This window comes from Flavicella sp. IMCC45537, assembly GCF_057197705.1.
The window spans coordinates 3422182-3441973 of record NZ_CM170067.1 but is presented as its reverse complement, the minus strand read 5'-3'; the positions used below and the strand labels follow the sequence as shown (position 1 = coordinate 3441973).

Genomic DNA, 19792 nt, shown 5'->3' with positions numbered 1-19792 from the left:
ATACCTACAAATCTAATTAACTATATTTGCATTTCAATTAAGAATTATGACAAATAACGACATCTTAAAAAAATTAAGAGTAGCGCTTCAATTAAAAGACACCGATATTGTAGATATCATGGGATTGGTAAATTTCAAGGTTACCAAAAGTGAAATAAACGCTTTGTATAGAAATGAAGACCATCCTAAATACATGGAGTGTAAAGATCAATTTTTACGTAATTTTTTAAATGGCTTAATCATACATAAGAGAGGTCCGATGCCTCCCAAAAAAACGAATAAATAACCCACGACTCTAAACTTAATAATCATGAAAGAATACAAATTCATAAAACAAAAAAGCACGCCTATTAAAAAGGATGCAGACTTTGAAAACCTATTGAATAGCTATGCAAAAACGGGATGGCGCGTGGTCAACTCATTTGTACATCGTGGTGTTGTAAAGGCTATTCTAGAAAGAGACAAGGAAGAAACACAGAACTAACAATTACAAATAAATATGAGCCTTAAAATTGCCTTTACAGACATTGATGGAACTTTATTAAGCAAAGAACGAATTCCTTCAGAAGCGCTAAAAACAGAAGTTGCTAGAATTTCAAAAAACAACATTCCGTTTGTTCTAATTTCTTCAAGAATGCCAAGCGCAATGTATCATATTCAAGATGACTTGAATATAAAAAACACTCCTATCATTTGTTATAATGGAGGGCTTGTATTAGTAGACAATAAAAGCATACATTCTACAGAAATTGAGCATTCCATTTTAGAGGTAATTGCCGGATTGAATACTGAAAAAAAATTCCATATAAGTTTATACAATAATGACGACTGGTACGTTGAAGGAATGGATTTTTGGGCAAAAAGAGAAGAAAACAACACCAAAGTTACGCCTACTATTAAGCCTATCGAAGAAGTTTTAGTTGACTGGAAAACCAACAATAAAGGCGCGCACAAAGTAATGTGTATGGGAGATAAGGAAGAACTTGATAAGGTAATGGAAAGTCTTACTTTAGCATACCCTGATGAACTTCATTTATACAGATCTAAAGATACCTATATAGAAATTGCAAACAAAGAAATCTCTAAGCTTACGGGTATCAACACCTTACTAAAAAACAGTTACAACAATTTATCTCTTGAAAATTGTATTGCTTTTGGTGATAATTATAACGATATTGAAATGCTGAAAGCCGTTAAAATGGGTGTCGCTGTTAAAAATGCTAAAGAAGAAGTGTTAGCGATTGCAGATGACGTTACTGACACCAACCATAATAACGGAGTTGCAAAAGCTATTGCGAAACATTTGTAAAACATAACTAAACTAAACCAATATGAAAAACCTAATTATCATCTCATTCTTAACTGCTGCATTGTTTGTGTCTTGTGACAAGAAGCCAAACAAAAATACTATGGTAGTAAAAGGAGAAGTAAAAGGGTTAAAAAAAGGGACTTTATTTCTTCAAAAAATTGATAACGGTATTTTATCGACAATTGATTCTACCTATGTAAAAGGAACAGGACTTTATGAATTGAATTCAAACAACAACTCTTCTCAATTGCATTTTCTTTCTTTGAACAAAGACAGCGAAAAATCGATTCCTTTTTTTGGCGAACCTGGGGAGATTACAATCAACACCAGTTTGGATAACTTTCTTTTACATGCAAAAATTTCTGGATCTAAAAATCAAGAAATTTTAGATCAGTACAATATTATTGCATCTCGTTTTCAAAACAAAAACTTGGAAATGATCAAAGCAAATTTTGACGCGATCAAGGATAAAAACCAAGAAAAAATAGATAAAATAGCTAAAGAATCAAAAACGTTATTGCGCAAAAAATATTTATATACTATAAACTTTGCGTTAAACAACACCGACTCAGAAGTTGCTCCTTATTTAGCCTTAAGTGTATTGAACAATGCCAATGTTAAATATTTAGATACGATTAACAACTCTCTAAGTCTTGAGATTAAAAACTCTCGATATGGTAAAGAATTAAATTCTTTCATTGAAAAAATAAAATCTTCTACGGAAGAATAATACAATTAGAACCAATAAAAAAAGGGAACACATTTTAACGTTCCCTTTTTTTATGCTCGTATTTCTTTTCGTACCGTCCTTCGACTATTTTACTATCAACGGTTATCTCCATCTAGCAAATCACCAATACCTCCTAAAATACTTCCCTCTCCTTGAGATTTCCCTCCTGTTCTTGGCGCCATTGACAAAACTCTATTGGCAAGTCTGCTAAAAGGTAATGATTGAATATACACCTCTCCCGGTCCTTGCAAACTTGCAAAAAACAAACCTTCTCCTCCAAAAAGAGAATTTTTTATACCACCAACAAATTCAATATCATAATGAACTGATTCCGTAAAACCAACCAAGCATCCAGTATCTACCTTCAGTATTTCACCTGGCAACAATGTTTTCTTTGTGATAGTTCCACCTGCATGAACAAACGCCATTCCGTCTCCTTCTAATTTTTGCATGATAAATCCTTCACCACCAAAAAGTCCTCTTCCTAATTTTTTAGAGAGTTCAATACCTATCGCAACTCCTTTTGCTGCACATAAAAACGCGTCTTTCTGACAAATAAACTTTCCTTGATTTCTAGACAAATCAATAGGAATAATTTTTCCTGGGTAAGGAGATGCAAAAGAAACATGTTTTTTACCAAATTCTGTATTGGTAAAAACAGTCATAAATAAACTCTCTCCAGTAAGTAATCTTTTCCCTGCAGAAAACAATTTACCAAGCACCCCTTCGGACTGACCAGATCCATCACCAAATATTGTAGACATTGAAATTCCCGAATCCATCATCATAAAACTTCCAGATTCTGCAATAACACTCTCTTGAGGATCCAATTCAATTTCAACAAATTGCATTTCTTCTCCTTCAATTTTGTAATCGATAACGTGTGCGCTCATATTTATTTTTTAATTAGGTATTAGAAAATCATTTTGAATCACCAAATTAACCCAATTATCAACACTCACTCCCATCATAGTAAAACTATAACTATTGTTTAACAAAAGTTCTGGCGGCTCCTCTCTAGTAACATTCAAAACAACATTATCCAAATGGTAATAGGTAAACATTTTTTCATAGGTGTAAGTACCAGATAACAAATTACTTTGACTATCCGTAATCACCTGAAAATAAATAACATTCTCATCTATTTGCCCATCTAACCAAGAAAATTTGGGTTGTGCATTCTGTTCAAAATCAATCGACACCTCCTGGGACCATTCTGTTGGTTTGGTTTGTTGTTTCAATCGAATGGGTTGTGAAGTTCTCAATTCCCCATTCACTAAATAAGTCACAATGCAAAAGATTTCGTTAGAAGAATCACGAACAAACCTCTGGAGATACCCATTAAAAACGGGTTCCAATGGAAAATCTACCTCCCTGTATAATAATAAGTTTTCTTTCCCTCCTTCTAAATCATTTGTTTCAAAACAACGATAATCTGTAGCGCCCGGAATAGGATAAAAAAACACTAAAGTATTTCCTGAGCCGTCTTTCGCACTTGCCGCACAAGCAATGACATCATTTTCTCGATCTAAAGGATGTAGATTTATATATTCTTGTAAATTATCATAACCCCGCTCCTCTTCCGTAGAACAACTTATACTTAACAACAACAAAAGCAACACCGTCAATCTCCTCATTTTTTTAACTTTATACTCCATTGATATTCAAATTTAGACACAACATCTCCTTGTTCATCAATTCCATTTGACTCTAAAATCAAATGTTGTCCCTCGCCCGTTTCAACAGCTTTTTCAATCGCTTGCTGAATACGACCATCATCTGAACATTCGAAATAAATTATCCCTTTTGCTTTTTTTAAAAACTCTCCTTTTTGACCAACAACAAGCATCGAAATCTTTTCTCCTGACACGTATATCTTTCTCATCATTAGAACCCCTGTTGCCAATTCTGATGCCATTCCTTGTGTGGCCCAATACATTGACTTAAATGGATTCTGATTGATCCATTGGTATCTGACTTTTACCGTAATGCTATTTTCTGAAATAGTTTTCACCCTGACACCAGATAGGTACGCTGAAGGAATTTTAAAAAACACAAAACGGTTTAAAATTGTAGTGGTAAATTTCATTTATGTAAGTTAAAAAAAAAAGAAATGAGCTACTAATTTTAGTTCCTTTTTCCATAAAAAAGTAACTTTCAAATAAAAAATGAAAAAAAATTATAAAAAATAAAACTTACAGAGACACCATTAAACATGGAAAACCTCTCAAAAACAAGCTACTAAATTAAAAAACAAACAGTACTATGTTTTGCATAATACTATATGTTTACATATATTTGTCACATCAATATATAAAAGTGACGCCATATGACAGTAGTAAAAGAAGCAACAAATGCATTTTTAATTCATATTTCAGCCTTGTTAGGTTTTCTATTTCCATTTGCAGGGGTTATCATTCCGTTGATCTTATGGAAAGCACAAAAAACTGAAAGTAGCTTTTTAGACAGCAACGGAAAAGAGGCCGTAAACTTTAATATCACCTTCGGCTTGTATAAATGTATTTTGGCATTTGGTTTAATTATTTCATTTTTCGTTTTTCTATTTTTTAAGGCTTCACCAAACATGGTCCCATTTTTCGGAATCTATGGAGTATTTGAGTTAATGAGTATTTGTCTCATTATTATTGCTGCTTCAAAAGCACAGAAAGGGGAAACTTACCAGTATCCAATGACAATTAATTTTTTAAAATAAAAATCCTTTTTATGAAGATAGAGAACACAAAAGCACAGATGAGAAAAGGAGTTCTAGAGTATTGTATTCTTTCCATATTACAAAATGGAGATGCTTATACCTCAGAAATTCTTTCCACATTAAAAGATGCAGAAATGATTGTAGTAGAAGGAACCATCTATCCATTACTAACAAGACTTAAAAATGCAGGATTACTAAGCTACAGATGGGAAGAATCTACCTCCGGTCCACCAAGAAAGTATTATGTACTTACTGAAAACGGAGCCCTTTTTTTAAAGGAATTAAACACAACCTGGAACAACCTAACTAACGCAGTACAAATCGTTACTAGCAAAAAAAACAAATAAGATGAATAAAACTATCAACATAAATTTGGGCGGATTCTTTTTTCATATTGATGAACTTGCCTATCAAATCTTAAAGGGATATTTAGAATCTATAGCACGATCTTTAAGTGATGATCCACAAGGAAAAAATGAAATTATAGCAGACATTGAGGCTAGAATAAGTGAATTGTTATCAGAAACCATCAAAGACCAAAGACAGGTAATTAATGAAAGTGATATCAATGCCATTATAAAAATCATGGGGCAGCCTGAAGATTATGATGATCATACTGAAGAATATACCGAACATAAAAATAATTATAGAACTAGCGCTAGTTCAACTAAGAAACTTTACAGAGATAGTGAGGACAAATTTTTAGGTGGTGTAGCTTCTGGAATCGGGCACTATGTTGGTATTGATTCTATCTGGGTTCGATTGGCATTTATTTTGTTAACGATCACAGGCGGATTTGGAATTCCAATCTATATAATTTTATGGATTCTTTTACCTGAAGCTAGAACGACGGCAGAAAAACTTGAGATGGAAGGGGAAGCGGTGAACATCGATAATATTGAAAAAAAAATCCGTACCGAATTTAACAATGTGGGAGACAAAATAAAAAATGCAGATTACAGCAAGGCTAAAACCGGTTTTCAAAATTTTTTAGACACTTTAGGCAAAATAATACTAGCAATATTTAATGTTGTTGGAAAAGTTATTGGAGTGCTTCTAATGTTTGTTGCCGCAGCAATTTTGTTAGTATTAGTTATCGGAGCCTTTTCGTTTGGAAGTATAGAATTCATGGGAATGACACACAACTTCACTTCTATACCTTCTTTTATCCATGGCTCAATCATTCCACATTGGACGCTTGCAGCATTAATTTTTATCGCTATCGGATTTCCTTTTCTAATCTTATTTTTATTAGGCTTAAGAATCGTTTCATCCTCAGTAAAACAATTGAGCAAAGCCACATCATTAACCCTATTAGGAATTTGGATTATCGCCTTGTTAGCACTAATTTTTACCGGAATCGAACATAGTACAGCAAAAGCTTTCAAAGGGTTTAAAATACAAGAAACGCCGTTTGCATATCAAGAAAACGATACTCTAAAAATTAAATTAATTAATAATGAAGAGCTCCTATATAAGAGTCTTTTAAGAAAAGATAACAACCAAGAATTTGTATATGATAAAGATACCAGAAAACTGTATAGCAATAACATATCCATAGATGTAGTATACAATGACACAGATGTTGCCTCTGTAAAAGTTAGGAGAATGTCTGTTGGTAAAGACAGAAATATTGCTAATCAGAATGCGGAAAAACTAGAATATAATTATATTATTGAAGATAAAACAATACTATTGGATGGTTACTTTTTAAGTCCTGAAAACAGCCTTGATAAAAATCAAAACATCGCCATAACCATTGCAGTACCCAAAAACACAACCATTCATTTTACAAATTCTACAAAAAGCTTTCTAGGAAATATTGAAACTACTCAAGACATCTTTAGCAATGACTTGCCAAACCATCATTTCATCATGAGACCTGTTGGTTTAGAATGTACTGATTGTGATGAAAGATTATTCAGAAACTAAAAACCAATATTATGAAACGATTTACAAAACAAGCAACCCTGCTACTTTCACTATTTATAATCTTTACTAGCTGCAAGGTAGATTTTAATCAGACAAACTCTGTTAAAGGAAATAAAAAAGTCATTTCAGAGGAAAGAGCAATTACGGAATCTATTACAAAAATAGAAGTACATGAGGGAATCTCTGTATACCTAAGCATGGGAAACAATCAAAAATTAACAGTAGAAACTGACGAAAACTTAATGCCTTTGATTAAAACACAACTTAAAAACGGAACATTAAAAATATTCTGTGAGCCAAATATTAAAAATTCCAAAGCTCGGAATGTTTATTTAACTGTGAATCAAATTTCAAGCATAGAAACAAATAGTGGTGCTCGTGTTTTATCTGAAAACACTTTAATAAGCGATGATCTAACCATTCAATCGAGAAGCGGTTCACATATAGATTTACAAGTCAACACTAATAAGCTTAGCTCAAGTACAAGCAGCGGATCTCAAATAGACCTAAAAGGTAGAGCTTCTAATTTTTCAGCGCACTCGAGTAGCGGTAGCACCATAAATGCTTATCATTTAAATGCCAAAAATGTTGAATCAAAAGCAAGTAGCGGTTCTCATATTAAAGTGACCGCAACTGAATCATTAAAAGGAAAAGCAAGTAGTGGCGGAAGTATCAACCACAAAGGAAATCCTAAAAACATTGAAAGAAAAACATCTTCGGGTGGAAACGTTTCTGCTGGGTAGAGCCTCAGAAAGCAATCTTTGGTTTAGATTGATTTACAAATGCCTTTAGACATACAGCTAAAGGCATTTTTTTATATTTGATAAAATTTAAATATGCAAGATTATATCATTTTTTTAAGAGCAATAAATGTCGCAGGAAAAAACAAACTAAAAATGCAAGATTTAAAACTTGCCTTGGAAAATGAATATCCGAAAATTCAAACTTACATTCAAAGTGGCAATATTGTAATACCACATTGTAAATTCAAAGGCTCTCAGATCAAGATTTCAATTGAAAAAACACTACTAGAAACCTTTGATATAAAAACTATTGCCATTGTAAAATCAGCACTTGAATTAAAAAATCTCTTAGCAAACATTCCTTTTCCTTCTTTTGAAACAAATCAATTGTATTTTAGTTTTCTAGCTAATGGAATCAACAAGACTGAATCAGTTTCAAAAACAATCACCCAACTCCATGGAGATAATTTTAAGGTCTATAACGATACGGTTTATATTCAGTGCCTCAATGGATATGGAAAAACAAAATTGTCGAATCAATATTTTGAAAAGAAATTTAAAACTTTAGGAACCACTAGAAACTACAATACCATCTCAAAATTAATAGATTTAGCATCTAAAGCCTGAACTACCAACTACCACTGGCACCACCACCTCCGAAGCCTCCACCTCCAAAACCACCGGAGAAACCACCGCCTCCAAAGCTACCGGAGCTTCCACTTCCAAAACCACCACTACTTCTTCCCATATTACTAAATAATATTGCTGTCAAAATATCAGAAGAAGCATTACGTCTTCCCCCTCTTCCGCCACCTTTATTCCCTCGATTTCGGAATATAAAAAACAATACCAATACGATAAAAATAAAAAAACCTTTCAGTTTAGAGGATTCATTAGATGTAGATTTTTTCTTTCTATTTTCTTTAAACTCACCACTAAGCACTTTAAAAACAGATTCACTTCCAGCATCTAAACCGGCATAAAAGTTCCCTGACTTGAATCTAGGTGTAATCACATTTTCTATTATTCTCCTAGACACTGCATCTGTAAGCAAATGTTCAACTCCGTAACCCGTGGAAATATTAACTTTTCGTTCATTTTTTGCTACGAGTATTAATACTCCATTATCTTTACCCTTTTGACCAATTCCCCACTTATGAGCCAACTCCGTAGCAAACATTGCTATCTGGTTAGAACCTATTGAAGTCATTGTAACAACCACAATCTGAGTGGAAGTTGAATCAGAATAGCGCAATAATTTATACTCTAAACTCTGCTGTTCACTCTTAGAAAGCAAGTTCGCATAATCATACAGACTCGTCTGCTTTTTTGGAGCTTCCGGAATACTACTTTGAGAATATCCACCGGTTATCGTGGCGATAACAAACAAAAGGATGGGTACTATTTTTTTTACTTTCAAATGACTGAAATTAGTTATTAATCAATGTAATTTATTTACGGTCCCCCATGAAACGAAGTAAATACAAGAATAGATTTACAAAGTCTAAATACAAGGTCAAAGCACCTAAAATCGATTTCTTTTTTGAAACCTCTGCATCATCCGCATAAGAAGCCATTCTTTTAATTTTCTGAGTATCATATGCCGTTAAGGCTACAAAAATTAAAACACCTGCATAAGTGATAACCCAATACATTACTTCGCTCTGTAAAAACAGATTCACTACGGAACCAATAATCAAACCAATCAATGCCATAAATGCAAGGTTTCCAATAGAAGTTAAATCTTTCTTTGTCATGTATCCATAAGCACTCATCACCCCAAAGGTTGCAGCCGTTACTAAAAACGTTGATGCAATTGAGGAACTTGTATAAATTAAAAACACCATAGAAAGCGTCAATCCATTCAAAACAGAATATAACAAGAACACTATTCCTGCTGTTTCTGCCGTCATTTTATTAATTCTTGCTGATAGAAAAATCACAGCTCCAAACTCTGCTCCGATCAACAGATAAAAAGGAAGCATACTTCCTGATGCTGGAAATATTGCACTCAATACTGCAGGTGTTGATGCAGCCCACATAGCCACGACTCCTGTAATAACCAATGCAGCACTCATCCAACCATATACCTTTGAAATAAAAGCTGCTTCTATTTGCTCTCTTTGTAATAAAACATCTGTATTCATAATTCTTATTTTTATTTTATTTACCCTTTTGAAATTTCATCAGGCAATTCATTAATATCATCTTTTTGATAAGGAAAAAACTCTTTTAATCTTTTACCTGCCTCTTCAATTCCTAGCTGCAAGCCTTTTGCAAAATCACCTTTTTTAAATTCCTTTATCACCAACTCTTTCGTCGTATCCCAAAAATCATTAGAAACAACTTTATCAATTGCAGCATCCCCTAAAATAGCGAACCTGTGCTCTTTTGTAGCTAAATAAAATAACACACCATTCTGCTGCTCGGTTTCATTCATCTTCAACTCAAAGAACACTTCCTTGGCTCTTTCCAAGGCCTCTTTATCCGAACTTGGATCAATGTGTACCCTTATTTCTCCTGAAGTATTCAGTTCAGCAGATTTTATCGCCTCTACCACATCTAACTCCTCTTGCTCCGATAAATGATATTCTGTATTTGGCATAACTAGAATTTTACTTCAGGTGCTTTTTCACTTCCTTCTGCAGACTTATAGCGACTCATTTCTTCAAAATTCAAAAGTCCTGCATAAATGGAATTCGGAAATAATTTAATATGTTTATTATAGGTATTTACCAATCCATTAAACCTATTTCTTTCCACATTAATTCTGTTTTCAGTTCCTTCTAATTGACTTTGCAACTCTAAAAAATTAGTATTCGCTTTTAAATCAGGGTATTTTTCTGCCACAACCATTAACTTCCCTAAAGCTCCTGCTAATCCTTGTTGAGCTCTTTGATAAGAAGCCATATTTTCTTCAGTCAAATTACTTGCATCAATTTTAGTACTTGTAGCACTAGCTCTGGCTTTTATAACAGCCTCTAAAGTTTCACTTTCATGCGAAGCATATCCTTTTACAGTATTTACTAAGTTTGGAATTAAATCAGCTCTCCTTTGATATGAACTTTCAACATTTGACCATGCTGTTTTTGCATCCTCTTGATACGTAACAGCTGTATTATTAAAGCCCTTAAACGAGCTATATCCCCATAACAGAACTACAGCTACAATAATTAAAGGCAACCACTTTTTTAATTTATCCATATTTATTTTTGTTTTTTATAAACACAACGGTTCAATATACATACCAATTATTTTTTTACTGATATTTTGTCAGTTTTTTGCCGAAATTGGCAATTCACTAATGTGATTGAAATAATTTAAAGTTCGTTTTTGATCTTGAGTAATTCTGCCTTTACCTTTTGTAATCTTTCAATAATTTCAAGATTTTTTTTAGTAGTTTCCGGCTCTGCTATTAATTTTTTCTTAGCTCCGTCTAAGGTAAAACCTTTCTCTTTAACTAAATGATAAATTAATTTAAAATTTTTAATATCCACAGGCGTGAACATTCTATCTCCTTTTCCATTTTTTTTAGGTTGGATGATATCAAATTCTTTTTCCCAAAAGCGGATCAAAGAGGTATTCACATCAAAAGCTTTCGCCACCTCACCTATTTTGTAATATCTTTTTTCTGGTAAATCAACTTCCATTAATCCAAAGATTGATTTTCTTTTGAAGCCATATCCAACATCATATCATACTCCTCTGGGGTAAGATCATTAAAATAATAATAAATCGGATTTACCTTTCTATTCCCTTTCACTACTTCGTAATGCAAGTGCGGTGCGGTGGAAGTCCCTGAAGTCCCAACATACCCAATTAAATCACCTCTTTTAACCGACTGGCCCTTTCGAACTGTATATTTCTCCATATGACCATATAATGTTTTGTAGCCAAAACCGTGATCAATTTTCACATAATTTCCAAAACCTCGTTTAGACTTTGTAACCTTTTCAATCTTTCCATTACCTGTAGCATAAATTGGTGTTCCCTTCGGAGCGGAAAAATCCATTCCCCAATGAAATTTTCTTGTTTTATAAATTGGATGAATTCTATAGCCAAAACCAGAAGCCATTCTCTTTAAATCTTTATTCGCAACAGGCTGAATTGCTGGTATGGAAGCTAACATTTCTTTTTTGTTCTTAGCCATTCCAATAATTTCATCAAGAGATTTTGATTGCACTACTAGCTGCTTAGATAAAACATCAATTTTTTTGGTTACATCTTTAATCATCGTTGAGTTCTCAAACCCATCTAAAGACTTGTACCTATTGATCCCTCCAAAACCTGCCATACGCTCTTCTTTCGAGATTGGCTCTGCTTCAAAGTAAACTCGGTAAATATTGTTATCTCTTTCTTGAATTTCTTCTAGAACAGAAGTCCCTTCATCAATTCTTTTAGATAATAGTTCATAATGCAATTTTAAGTTTTCCAACTCGCGCTCATCATCTAACTGACTTGGAGATTTAATCACATAACTAAATCCAATAAAACCAAGGAAAGCAATCAAACCAACAGCGGTTGTAAATAGCAAACCGTTCTTTATTTTAGTGCTTCTTTTTACCGTTATTCTTTGATAAGAAAGGGTTTCTGAATCGTAATAAAATTTTACTTTTGCCATATTGCTAAATATAGTACTTTTGTATCCTCATTTGCAAGCCCTTTTGTGCGCTTAAAAACAAACAGAACAAATGCAAATTTACAAAATGTTTTATAACTACTCAATAAGCGAGGGGAATTAGCATTTTTTTAATTGTTCACATAAAGAATAGTAACACATGAAATCATTAGAAATAAGACAGCAATTTTTAAACTTTTTTGAAGAAAAATCACATAAAATTGTTCCTTCTGCACCTATCGTTTTAAAAGATGACCCAACATTGATGTTTACCAATGCGGGTATGAACCAATTTAAAGAATATTTTTTAGGGCAGCGTGAGGTTACAAATTCTAGAGTTGCGGATACACAAAAATGTTTACGTGTTTCTGGTAAACACAACGATTTGGAAGAAGTAGGAATGGACACTTACCACCATACCATGTTTGAAATGCTTGGAAACTGGAGTTTTGGAGACTACTTTAAAAAAGAAGCAATTGAATGGGCATGGGAATTTTTAACAGATCGATTAAAATTAGACAAAGACTCTTTATACGTAAGTGTATTTGAAGGGAGTTCTGATGATGATAAACTTGAATTAGATCAAGAAGCTTTTGACTTATGGAAAGCTATTGTACCTGAAGATAGAATTATTATGGGGAATAAAAAGGACAACTTTTGGGAAATGGGTGCGCAAGGGCCATGTGGACCATGTTCTGAAATTCACATTGATATTCGTACTCCAGAAGAAAAGTCAAAAGTATCTGGACGTGATTTAGTCAATATGGACCACCCTCAGGTAGTAGAAATTTGGAACCTTGTATTTATGCAATTCAACAGAAAGGCAGATGGTTCTTTAGAAAAACTTCCTGCACAGCATGTTGATACAGGAATGGGATTTGAACGTTTGTGTATGGCTATGCAAAATGTACAGTCTAACTATGATACAGATGTTTTTACTCCTTTAATTAGAGAGATAGAAACCATTACAAATTCTGTATACGATAAAAACTCTATTCCTACAGAATCAAACGGAAAAGTAAGTGTTGCTATTAGAGTAATCGCAGATCACGTAAGAACGGTAGCGTTCTCTATTGCTGATGGACAATTACCAAGCAATAATGGAGCTGGTTACGTAATCAGAAGAATCTTAAGAAGAGCGATACGATACGGGTTTACCTTTTTAAACACAAAAGAGCCTTTCATTTTTAAATTGGTAGAAACTTTAAGCAACCAATTAGGAGAAGTTTTCCCTGAATTAAAAGCACAGCAACAATTAATTACCAATGTAATTAAAGAAGAAGAACAATCTTTCTTAAAAACTTTGGATCAAGGTTTATTGTTGTTAGATAATATCATTTCTAAAACAGAGGGGACTACAGTCTCTGGAGAAAAAGCTTTTGAATTGTATGATACTTTTGGATTTCCAATTGATTTGACGGCCTTGATTTTAAGTGAAAAAGGATATCAATTAGATGAAAAAGGTTTTGAATCTGAATTACAAAAACAAAAAGACAGATCTCGTGCTGCAGCTCAGGTAACTGCAGGTGACTGGCAAATAATTGCTGAAAGCACAAATGAATCATTCATCGGTTATGACAACATTACTGCTGAAGTAAAACTAACTAGATATAGAAAAGTTGATAGTAAAAAAGACGGTCAACTATTTCAATTGGTATTTGATCAAACTCCGTTCTATCCAGAAGGAGGAGGACAAGTTGGTGACAAAGGTTATTTAGAAGCAGCTAATGGAGATGTAACTTATTTAATCGACACAAAAAAGGAAAACAACTTGATCATTCATATGACCAAGAACCTTCCTAAAAACTTACAAGCAACTTATACCGCTGTTGTGGATGCTAAATATAGATCAAGATCTGCGGCCAACCATACCGCTACTCATTTATTGCATCAGGCCTTAAGAAGCGTATTGGGGACTCACGTAGAACAAAAAGGTTCTTATGTACATCAAGCTTCATTGCGTTTTGATTTCTCTCATTTCTCTAAAGTTTCTGCGAATGAATTAACGGAGATAGAGAATTTTGTAAATTCTAGGATCCATGAAAAACTAAGTCTTGAAGAGAATAGAAACAACACCTATGACAACGCTATTGCGGAAGGAGCAATTGCCTTGTTTGGGGAAAAATATGGAGATACAGTGCGTTCTATAAAGTTTGGTAGCTCTATGGAATTATGTGGAGGTATCCATGTGGAAAACACCGCAGACATATGGCAATTTAAAATCACTGGAGAATCAGCAGTTGCATCTGGAATTAGGAGAATAGAAGCCATTACGTCTGATGCGGTTAAAAAATATTATAAAGACCAAGACCTACTTTTTAGTGATGTAAAATCTACCTTGAAAAACGCTAAAGATCCAGTAAAAGCGATCACTAGCCTACAAGATGAAAATAATGCATTGAAAAAACAAATTGAAGTTCTAGTAAAAGAAAAAATAAAAAATCTTAAAACACAGCTTAAGAACAGTATTACCGACATCAATGGAATTAATTTTCTTGCGACACAAATAGATATGGAAGCTAGTGCATTAAAAGACATTGCACATGAACTTGGAAATGAGATTGAGAATCTTTTCTTTTTTGCAGGAACTGAAATAAACGGAAAAGCATTATTGACTTGTTATATTTCTAAAAACTTGGTAGAACAAAAAGAATTGGATGCTGGTAAAATAGTTAGAGAATTAGGAAAGCTTATCCAAGGAGGAGGTGGAGGACAAAAGTTCTTTGCAACTGCAGGTGGAAAAAATCCATCTGGCTTGACTGAGGCTATCTCTAAAGCTAAAGATTATATTGCATAATAATTATAAATCCTCTCGGATTAAAAAGCAGTTATGTTTATAAAATAAAAAAGGTTCCAAATTGGAACCTTTTTTATTTTATCATATTTTTTTTAATTGCTTTTAGACAACTCTAAATACGTTTTTGTTGAATTTCGCTCAACTAAATCCGTTCTGATCACTTCTGTTACAGTTGGAATATCTGTTTCGTTTTTCTCCAAACGATCTATCAACATTTGCGCAGCCGTTTCTCCCATTTGCTCCCCATGCTGACTCACTGTTGTTAATTTCGGACTTGAGTGTCTTGATAACAATCCATTTGCAAATCCAATTACTGAAAAATTCTCAGGAATTTTATAGCCTTTACGCTGAGCAATCTTCATGGCTGCAATAGCCGATTGCTCACTCGATGCAATCACACTATCGATGTCATTATTTTCAAAAAGAGGTTCAATAATCTCTTCGTATTTTTTGTAATCACTTTCTTGGATATTCAATATCAAATTTTCGTTGACAGAAAGCCCTTCAACTTTCATTCCTTCTAAATATCCTTTGTAACGATCTTTCCCAACAATTAAATCACTAATGGTAGATATAAAAGCAATGTTTTTACATCCAGTATTTTTTAGATGTTTTACCGTTTTTATTGCGGCTTCAAAGTCATCTGCTACTACTTTATCACATTCAACATCTTTAGCAACCCTATCAAACATAACAATAGGAGTTCCCTCTTCAATCATATCTTTAAAATGGTCTACACATTTTTTCATTCCCGTTTCCTTAGACATAGAAACAATAAAGCCATCAATACTTCCATTAGAAAGCATCTCCATTGTTTCTACTTCCTTATCATAAGATTCATTTGAAATACAAGTAATAATTTTATAGCCATTCTCATTCGCCTTTTTCTCTACCCCTTTAAAAACCTGTGCAAAAAAGTAATTCAACATATCAGGAATTACTACACCAATTGTTTTAGTTCGTCTATTTTTTAAACTTAAGGCATTAAAATTAGGCTTGTACTTTTTCTTCTTCGCGTACTTCTGAATTTTAGCTTTTGTCTTATCACTAATTTCATAACTATCATTCAAAGCTTTTGAAACCGTAGATATAGATACATCAAATTTCGCTGCAATATCTTTAATAGTTATTTTTTTCATATGGAATAAATTAATTTATGACTGGATGCAAAAATAGTTATAATTAGCCAAATTTCATTACCAAACAGCACCTTGTTTGAAACATAACAATTTATAAAAGTTAATTTAGTTTTCAAAACTATTTATTCCATTCAAGCCTATCAAATTAAAAATATGGATAATATTGATGCAATCAGAGCAATTAACTAACAATTTAGAAACTTTACTACAACTCGACTATGGATTTATGACTCCTTTTTCGGATGAAAAACTCCCAGAAAAACACCCCATACACTATTGCATACTCCAGAAAAACCAAATACAAATTTTCATGGTATTCTTTAGTCTGATATGCAGCATAACTCAAAACAATCATAAAACTCCACACCAAAGGAAATTTATAGCGAGTAAATATGGAAAGAAACAGAGGAATGGCAACATACCAAGGATGCACTATGGATGCCAAAGAATAGTAGATGCAAATAGAAAAAAGCATCGTTTCCAATAAAATTATTGGATTTTTATTCTCTCTAAAAATCGATAATATTGCCAACGCTACAATCACAATAATTGGAGTAACAGCCCCGACAGAGTGAATAATATTATACCCTTTAACCTGAAAACCAATCTCCCTAATGATATAATAAATACTTGCATTAAATTCAAAATTTTGAAAATAAAGATGGATGCTATCCATAAAATTGTAATATAAATCCTGACTTAAAAAAGGCAAGAAAAACAAGAAATTCAACCCCAATATAAAACTACCATATCCAACTGTTTTCCAAAAACCAATTCTTTTTATTAAAACAGGAACAAATAATAGTGGAATCAATTTTACCGAAACAGAAAAAGAAAAAGCCAATACAGAATAAAGCCATTTATTTTTGAGTAAATAATAGATGGCTATTGCAAGAAAAAACAGCATCAAGCCCTCAAAATGCAAATTCCCTGTCAACTCAAGAATTATAAAAGGATTTAGAAAATATAAAAAAATACACTTTGAAGGTAAATTCAGAAGTTTCAAAATTTTCTTCCCAAAAACAAAAGTTCCAATATCTGCCAAAATCAACAACAGTCGCATCACTATAGTAGCTCCTAGTAAGTTTTTAGAAAAGAAAATCGCCGTAATCAAAAAAGAAAATTGATTTATCGGAGGATAACAAGTATAATGACTTCCATTCATTGCTCCCATTCCTTCATATAACAACTGTCCTTCAGCAACCAATGAGGTATCATTTTCGGGCAAAACCAAATAGGGATTCAAACCTTCCCATATCATTCTACCGTCCCAAATAAACCTATAAAAATCATCCGATAAATTTGGAATTGCAAATAGCAACAAAACTCTAAACCCAAGTGAAAGAAAAAATAGCGATTTATTATTTTGTTCACTTTTATAAATAAAATATAAAAATGAGATAAAACATACTGAATAAAGGAAAATAAACAAATAAAAAGAACTTCTTTCTATCCCATAAGCTATCCAGAGATAAGCAATAGTACTAAGTAAAATTGCCAACACAGATTTGATAGAAATAATTTGAAACAATTTATTCATTCACCGATTTTATCGATTGAAAAAAGACATAACCAAAGCCCAAAAAAAGCATTAAATGAAAAGGAAATAATCCAAAATCAAAATGTTCATTTGGTATTAGTTTATTATCGCCAACATACCCCACTAATACGGCACTCAATAAACCAAAACCAAAATACAAAGTCAATAAGCCTTCTACAAAAACACTTTTAGATAATTTTTTCTGAATATATTTATTTTTATTCCATTTATCTTTCAGTGAAAGCATATTAAATTTTGGTGTTCGCACAAATTCACTTTTTTTCCCTAAATGTCCTTCGGTTACTGCAACCGTATTATGCAAAGAAAACCCCATTGCAACTGAGAAAAATTTAAAAAACATAAAAAAATAACTTCCGAAATTTTTCAAACCACCTCCTTTTATTTCCCTATACATAAACCAATAGCAAATAAAAAATATCAAGGTACTCATAGCAAAAAAAGACATTGCCACGAAGTATAATTTAAGGTCTTCAAAATAATTTTTCAGATACAACATAGGAATACTCAAAACTCCTACAATAAAAACATTTAAAAACATACTACTGTTCAAAAGATGTAATGCGGCATGGGCCTTTGTTTTAAAACAAAGATTATCCGCCTTCATCACCTTTTTTATCATTTTCTGAAAATTCTCAGCTCCACCTTTATTCCATCTGAATTGCTGACTTCTTGCTGCACTAATTACCACAGGCAACTCAGCAGGCGTTTCTACATCTACCAAATATTTAAATTTCCAATCTTTTAATTGGGCTCTGTAACTTAAGTCTAAATCTTCAGTAAGCGTATCTCCTTCCCAATTCCCTGCGTCTAGAATACATGTTTTACGCCATACCCCAGCGGTACCATTAAAATTGATAAAATGCCCTTGACTGTTACGTCCTACTTGTTCAAGTGTAAAATGCGCATCTAAAGCAAAGGCCTGAATTTTTGTAAGTAAAGAATAATCTCTGTTGATATGTCCCCATCTGGTTTGCACCACCCCTATTTTTTGATTCTTGAAAAAGGGAATTGTTTTATATAACCAATTAGATTCAGGTAAAAAATCCGCATCAAAAATAGCGATAAACTCACCTTTCGCGATTTTTAGACCTTCCTTTAAAGCACCTGCCTTAAAACCTTTTCTATCTGTTCTATGAATATATTCAATAGTATGCCCTTTTTTTCTTAGTTCTTCTATTTGCTTACGTGTAGAGGCAACACTTTCATCAGTAGAATCATCCAACACTTGAAACTCTAATTTATCTTTTGGGTATTCTAATTCCACCATTTTATTCAAAAGGCGCTCCATCACATAAATCTCATTATACACTGGAAGTTGAATCGTTACAAAAGGTATCTGATCTGGGTCCTTGAAATCATATTTCTCATCCTGATTTTTCTTTCGTTTTGATTTCAAAAAATTGAACAACAAATTTAATTGAGCAAAAGAAAATGATAAAATTAGAGTTAGCGCTAGCAAATAAACAATCATCAATGCCACTCCTATTCCATAAATTGTATTATCCGAAAATAAACCTTCCATTATTTTAAACTATATCTAAAAATCCAACTTAATATCTTATACCCAGCCATAAGCGTTCCTTTTAACGTTCCTGATACTTTAGAAACACCAATTCTATTTCTATAAGTAACCGGCACCTCTGTGTAGGTCATTTTTTGCTTCAATACTTTTAATTGCATTTCAACAGTCCAACCATAGGTTTTATCTTCCATCTCTAAGGCAAGAAGTTTTTCATACTTCATCGCTCTAAACGGTCCTAAATCAGTAAAAGTTGCAGAAAAAAACAATCGCATCAAACGAGTTGCTAACCAATTTCCAAAAACCTGTTGTGGTGTCATAGCACCAGGTTCCCTATAAGCTCCTGTTCTAGAACCAATTACCATATCAATATTTTTTTCGAGGATTGGAGCAATTATTTTTTCCAATTCCTCTGGGTAATCAGAATAATCTCCATCTAAAAAAACAACTATCTCAGGCAACACGTTTTGCTGAGCGATATACTCCATTCCTTTCAAACAAGCATATCCATACCCTTTATTTATTTCTGACAAAACCGTAGCACCTGCATTTTTCGCGTTCAACGCGGTAGCATCTGTAGACCCATTATCTACCACAATTATTTCTGATACTATTTTTGGAACATCACGAACAACATTAGCAATAGCATCTCCTTCATTGAAGGCAGGTATAATAACCTTGATCAATACATCCTTTCCAAGGGATTTTTTATTTGCTTCCAACTTAATATT

General features: G+C 33.0%; 23 protein-coding genes. 10 read left to right on the top strand and 13 right to left on the bottom strand.

The genetic code is table 11. From position 1 onward, the window contains the following. Window positions 1-46 precede the first annotated feature (46 nt). From AC2DGP_RS13985 to AC2DGP_RS13970, 4 genes are read left to right on the top strand one after another with little or no spacing between them, the layout of a single operon-like run. Window positions 47-286, top strand: a complete 240-nt coding sequence (locus AC2DGP_RS13985) for a DUF1456 family protein (protein ID WP_484490682.1) — start codon at window positions 47-49, stop codon at window positions 284-286. A gap of 24 nt (window positions 287-310) precedes the next feature. Next, window positions 311-484 carry a DUF4177 domain-containing protein gene (locus AC2DGP_RS13980; RefSeq protein WP_484490681.1) on the top strand — a complete coding sequence of 58 codons (174 nt, stop codon included), beginning with the start codon at window positions 311-313 and terminating at the stop codon, window positions 482-484. Between the two features lie 15 nt (window positions 485-499). Further along, a complete protein-coding gene (locus tag AC2DGP_RS13975) occupies window positions 500-1309 on the top strand; it encodes an HAD family hydrolase (RefSeq protein WP_484490680.1) in 810 nt (269 codons plus the stop codon). Between the two features lie 22 nt (window positions 1310-1331). Next, window positions 1332-2039 carry a DUF4369 domain-containing protein gene (locus AC2DGP_RS13970; protein WP_484490679.1) on the top strand — a complete coding sequence of 236 codons (708 nt, stop codon included), beginning with the start codon at window positions 1332-1334 and terminating at the stop codon, window positions 2037-2039. Window positions 2040-2134: 95 nt separating this feature from the next. Here the strand turns inward: AC2DGP_RS13970 and AC2DGP_RS13965 are convergent, their stop codons facing one another. From AC2DGP_RS13965 to AC2DGP_RS13955, 3 genes are read right to left on the bottom strand one after another with little or no spacing between them, the layout of a single operon-like run. After that, window positions 2135-2932 carry a TIGR00266 family protein gene (locus tag AC2DGP_RS13965; protein ID WP_484490678.1) on the bottom strand — a complete coding sequence of 266 codons (798 nt, stop codon included), beginning with the start codon at window positions 2930-2932 and terminating at the stop codon, window positions 2135-2137. Window positions 2933-2941: 9 nt separating this feature from the next. After that, a complete protein-coding gene (locus tag AC2DGP_RS13960; protein WP_484490677.1) occupies window positions 2942-3697 on the bottom strand; it encodes a hypothetical protein in 756 nt (251 codons plus the stop codon). Then, window positions 3673-4128 (bottom strand): DUF4442 domain-containing protein, encoded by a 456-nt coding sequence (locus AC2DGP_RS13955; protein WP_484490676.1) that lies wholly within the window; start codon window positions 4126-4128, stop codon window positions 3673-3675. The genes AC2DGP_RS13960 and AC2DGP_RS13955 overlap by 25 nt, the downstream gene beginning before the upstream one ends. 240 nt (window positions 4129-4368) lie before the next feature. On the opposite strand from AC2DGP_RS13955, the gene AC2DGP_RS13950 reads away from it, so the two are divergent. The 5 genes from AC2DGP_RS13950 (at window position 4369) to AC2DGP_RS13930 (ending at window position 8054) form a co-directional block, all read left to right on the top strand. Further along, a complete protein-coding gene (locus tag AC2DGP_RS13950; RefSeq protein WP_484490675.1) occupies window positions 4369-4752 on the top strand; it encodes a DUF4870 domain-containing protein in 384 nt (127 codons plus the stop codon). Window positions 4753-4763: 11 nt separating this feature from the next. Continuing rightward, complete coding sequence (locus AC2DGP_RS13945; RefSeq protein WP_484490674.1) at window positions 4764-5099, top strand: PadR family transcriptional regulator; 336 nt, start codon at window positions 4764-4766, stop codon at window positions 5097-5099. 1 nt (window position 5100) lies between these two features. Then, window positions 5101-6684: a PspC domain-containing protein gene (locus AC2DGP_RS13940; RefSeq protein WP_484490673.1), complete on the top strand. Its 1584-nt coding sequence runs from the start codon at window positions 5101-5103 to the stop codon at window positions 6682-6684. An 11-nt stretch (window positions 6685-6695) separates the two neighbouring features. Continuing rightward, a complete protein-coding gene (locus tag AC2DGP_RS13935) occupies window positions 6696-7427 on the top strand; it encodes a head GIN domain-containing protein (RefSeq protein WP_484490672.1) in 732 nt (243 codons plus the stop codon). A gap of 93 nt (window positions 7428-7520) precedes the next feature. After that, window positions 7521-8054 carry a DUF1697 domain-containing protein gene (locus AC2DGP_RS13930; protein WP_484490671.1) on the top strand — a complete coding sequence of 178 codons (534 nt, stop codon included), beginning with the start codon at window positions 7521-7523 and terminating at the stop codon, window positions 8052-8054. A 1-nt stretch (window position 8055) separates the two neighbouring features. Here AC2DGP_RS13930 and AC2DGP_RS13925 read toward each other — a convergent pair whose 3' ends face one another. The 6 genes from AC2DGP_RS13925 to AC2DGP_RS13900 form a co-directional block, all read right to left on the bottom strand. Then, the gene (locus AC2DGP_RS13925) at window positions 8056-8847 is read right to left on the bottom strand and encodes a TPM domain-containing protein (RefSeq protein ID WP_484490670.1); all 792 of its coding nucleotides are present in this window, start codon (window positions 8845-8847) and stop codon (window positions 8056-8058) included. A gap of 31 nt (window positions 8848-8878) precedes the next feature. Continuing rightward, window positions 8879-9574, bottom strand: a complete 696-nt coding sequence (locus tag AC2DGP_RS13920; protein WP_484490669.1) for a Bax inhibitor-1/YccA family protein — start codon at window positions 9572-9574, stop codon at window positions 8879-8881. Window positions 9575-9594: 20 nt separating this feature from the next. Continuing rightward, window positions 9595-10032, bottom strand: a complete 438-nt coding sequence (locus AC2DGP_RS13915) for a TPM domain-containing protein (RefSeq protein WP_484490668.1) — start codon at window positions 10030-10032, stop codon at window positions 9595-9597. A 2-nt stretch (window positions 10033-10034) separates the two neighbouring features. Next, window positions 10035-10631 (bottom strand): LemA family protein, encoded by a 597-nt coding sequence (locus AC2DGP_RS13910; RefSeq protein ID WP_484490667.1) that lies wholly within the window; start codon window positions 10629-10631, stop codon window positions 10035-10037. 116 nt (window positions 10632-10747) lie between these two features. Then, entirely contained in the window at window positions 10748-11077 is a 330-nt protein-coding gene (locus AC2DGP_RS13905; protein ID WP_484490666.1) for a MerR family transcriptional regulator, read from the bottom strand. Further along, the gene (locus tag AC2DGP_RS13900) at window positions 11077-12048 is read right to left on the bottom strand and encodes a M23 family metallopeptidase (protein ID WP_484490665.1); all 972 of its coding nucleotides are present in this window, start codon (window positions 12046-12048) and stop codon (window positions 11077-11079) included. Before AC2DGP_RS13900 ends, AC2DGP_RS13905 begins: the two co-directional genes overlap by 1 nt. A gap of 157 nt (window positions 12049-12205) precedes the next feature. Between AC2DGP_RS13900 and alaS the strand changes: the two genes are divergently transcribed. Continuing rightward, entirely contained in the window at window positions 12206-14842 is a 2637-nt protein-coding gene (gene alaS, locus AC2DGP_RS13895) for an alanine--tRNA ligase (RefSeq protein ID WP_484490664.1), read from the top strand. A gap of 92 nt (window positions 14843-14934) precedes the next feature. Here alaS and AC2DGP_RS13890 read toward each other — a convergent pair whose 3' ends face one another. The 4 genes from AC2DGP_RS13890 to AC2DGP_RS13875 form a co-directional block, all read right to left on the bottom strand. Continuing rightward, on the bottom strand, window positions 14935-15981 hold the full coding sequence (locus tag AC2DGP_RS13890; protein ID WP_484490663.1) for a LacI family DNA-binding transcriptional regulator: 1047 nt from the start codon (window positions 15979-15981) through the stop codon (window positions 14935-14937). A 205-nt stretch (window positions 15982-16186) separates the two neighbouring features. Continuing rightward, window positions 16187-17521, bottom strand: coding sequence for an MptA/MptB family glycosyltransferase (locus tag AC2DGP_RS13885; RefSeq protein ID WP_484490662.1), 1335 nt, complete (start codon window positions 17519-17521; stop codon window positions 16187-16189). Next, window positions 17514-19064 carry a cellulose synthase family protein gene (locus AC2DGP_RS13880; protein WP_484490661.1) on the bottom strand — a complete coding sequence of 517 codons (1551 nt, stop codon included), beginning with the start codon at window positions 19062-19064 and terminating at the stop codon, window positions 17514-17516. Before AC2DGP_RS13880 ends, AC2DGP_RS13885 begins: the two co-directional genes overlap by 8 nt. Further along, complete coding sequence (locus tag AC2DGP_RS13875) at window positions 19064-19783, bottom strand: glycosyltransferase family 2 protein (protein ID WP_484490660.1); 720 nt, start codon at window positions 19781-19783, stop codon at window positions 19064-19066. The genes AC2DGP_RS13880 and AC2DGP_RS13875 overlap by 1 nt, the downstream gene beginning before the upstream one ends. Window positions 19784-19792 lie beyond the last annotated feature (9 nt).

Excerpts from the sequence above, each read along its gene's own strand:
- AC2DGP_RS13985 (WP_484490682.1), top strand. The coding sequence starts at position 47 with ATGACAAATAACGACATCTTAAAAAAATTAAGAGTAGCGCTTCAATTA.
- AC2DGP_RS13980 (WP_484490681.1), top strand. The coding sequence starts at position 311 with ATGAAAGAATACAAATTCATAAAACAAAAAAGCACGCCTATTAAAAAG.
- AC2DGP_RS13975 (WP_484490680.1), top strand. The coding sequence starts at position 500 with ATGAGCCTTAAAATTGCCTTTACAGACATTGATGGAACTTTATTAAGC.
- AC2DGP_RS13970 (WP_484490679.1), top strand. The coding sequence starts at position 1,332 with ATGAAAAACCTAATTATCATCTCATTCTTAACTGCTGCATTGTTTGTG.
- AC2DGP_RS13965 (WP_484490678.1), bottom strand. The coding sequence starts at position 2,932 with ATGAGCGCACACGTTATCGATTACAAAATTGAAGGAGAAGAAATGCAA.
- AC2DGP_RS13960 (WP_484490677.1), bottom strand. The coding sequence starts at position 3,697 with ATGGAGTATAAAGTTAAAAAAATGAGGAGATTGACGGTGTTGCTTTTG.
- AC2DGP_RS13955 (WP_484490676.1), bottom strand. The coding sequence starts at position 4,128 with ATGAAATTTACCACTACAATTTTAAACCGTTTTGTGTTTTTTAAAATT.
- AC2DGP_RS13950 (WP_484490675.1), top strand. The coding sequence starts at position 4,369 with ATGACAGTAGTAAAAGAAGCAACAAATGCATTTTTAATTCATATTTCA.
- AC2DGP_RS13945 (WP_484490674.1), top strand. The coding sequence starts at position 4,764 with ATGAAGATAGAGAACACAAAAGCACAGATGAGAAAAGGAGTTCTAGAG.
- AC2DGP_RS13940 (WP_484490673.1), top strand. The coding sequence starts at position 5,101 with ATGAATAAAACTATCAACATAAATTTGGGCGGATTCTTTTTTCATATT.
- AC2DGP_RS13935 (WP_484490672.1), top strand. The coding sequence starts at position 6,696 with ATGAAACGATTTACAAAACAAGCAACCCTGCTACTTTCACTATTTATA.
- AC2DGP_RS13930 (WP_484490671.1), top strand. The coding sequence starts at position 7,521 with ATGCAAGATTATATCATTTTTTTAAGAGCAATAAATGTCGCAGGAAAA.
- AC2DGP_RS13920 (WP_484490669.1), bottom strand. The coding sequence starts at position 9,574 with ATGAATACAGATGTTTTATTACAAAGAGAGCAAATAGAAGCAGCTTTT.
- AC2DGP_RS13915 (WP_484490668.1), bottom strand. The coding sequence starts at position 10,032 with ATGCCAAATACAGAATATCATTTATCGGAGCAAGAGGAGTTAGATGTG.
- AC2DGP_RS13910 (WP_484490667.1), bottom strand. The coding sequence starts at position 10,631 with ATGGATAAATTAAAAAAGTGGTTGCCTTTAATTATTGTAGCTGTAGTT.
- AC2DGP_RS13905 (WP_484490666.1), bottom strand. The coding sequence starts at position 11,077 with ATGGAAGTTGATTTACCAGAAAAAAGATATTACAAAATAGGTGAGGTG.
- AC2DGP_RS13900 (WP_484490665.1), bottom strand. The coding sequence starts at position 12,048 with ATGGCAAAAGTAAAATTTTATTACGATTCAGAAACCCTTTCTTATCAA.
- alaS (WP_484490664.1), top strand. The coding sequence starts at position 12,206 with ATGAAATCATTAGAAATAAGACAGCAATTTTTAAACTTTTTTGAAGAA.
- AC2DGP_RS13890 (WP_484490663.1), bottom strand. The coding sequence starts at position 15,981 with ATGAAAAAAATAACTATTAAAGATATTGCAGCGAAATTTGATGTATCT.
- AC2DGP_RS13885 (WP_484490662.1), bottom strand. The coding sequence starts at position 17,521 with ATGAATAAATTGTTTCAAATTATTTCTATCAAATCTGTGTTGGCAATT.
- AC2DGP_RS13880 (WP_484490661.1), bottom strand. The coding sequence starts at position 19,064 with ATGGAAGGTTTATTTTCGGATAATACAATTTATGGAATAGGAGTGGCA.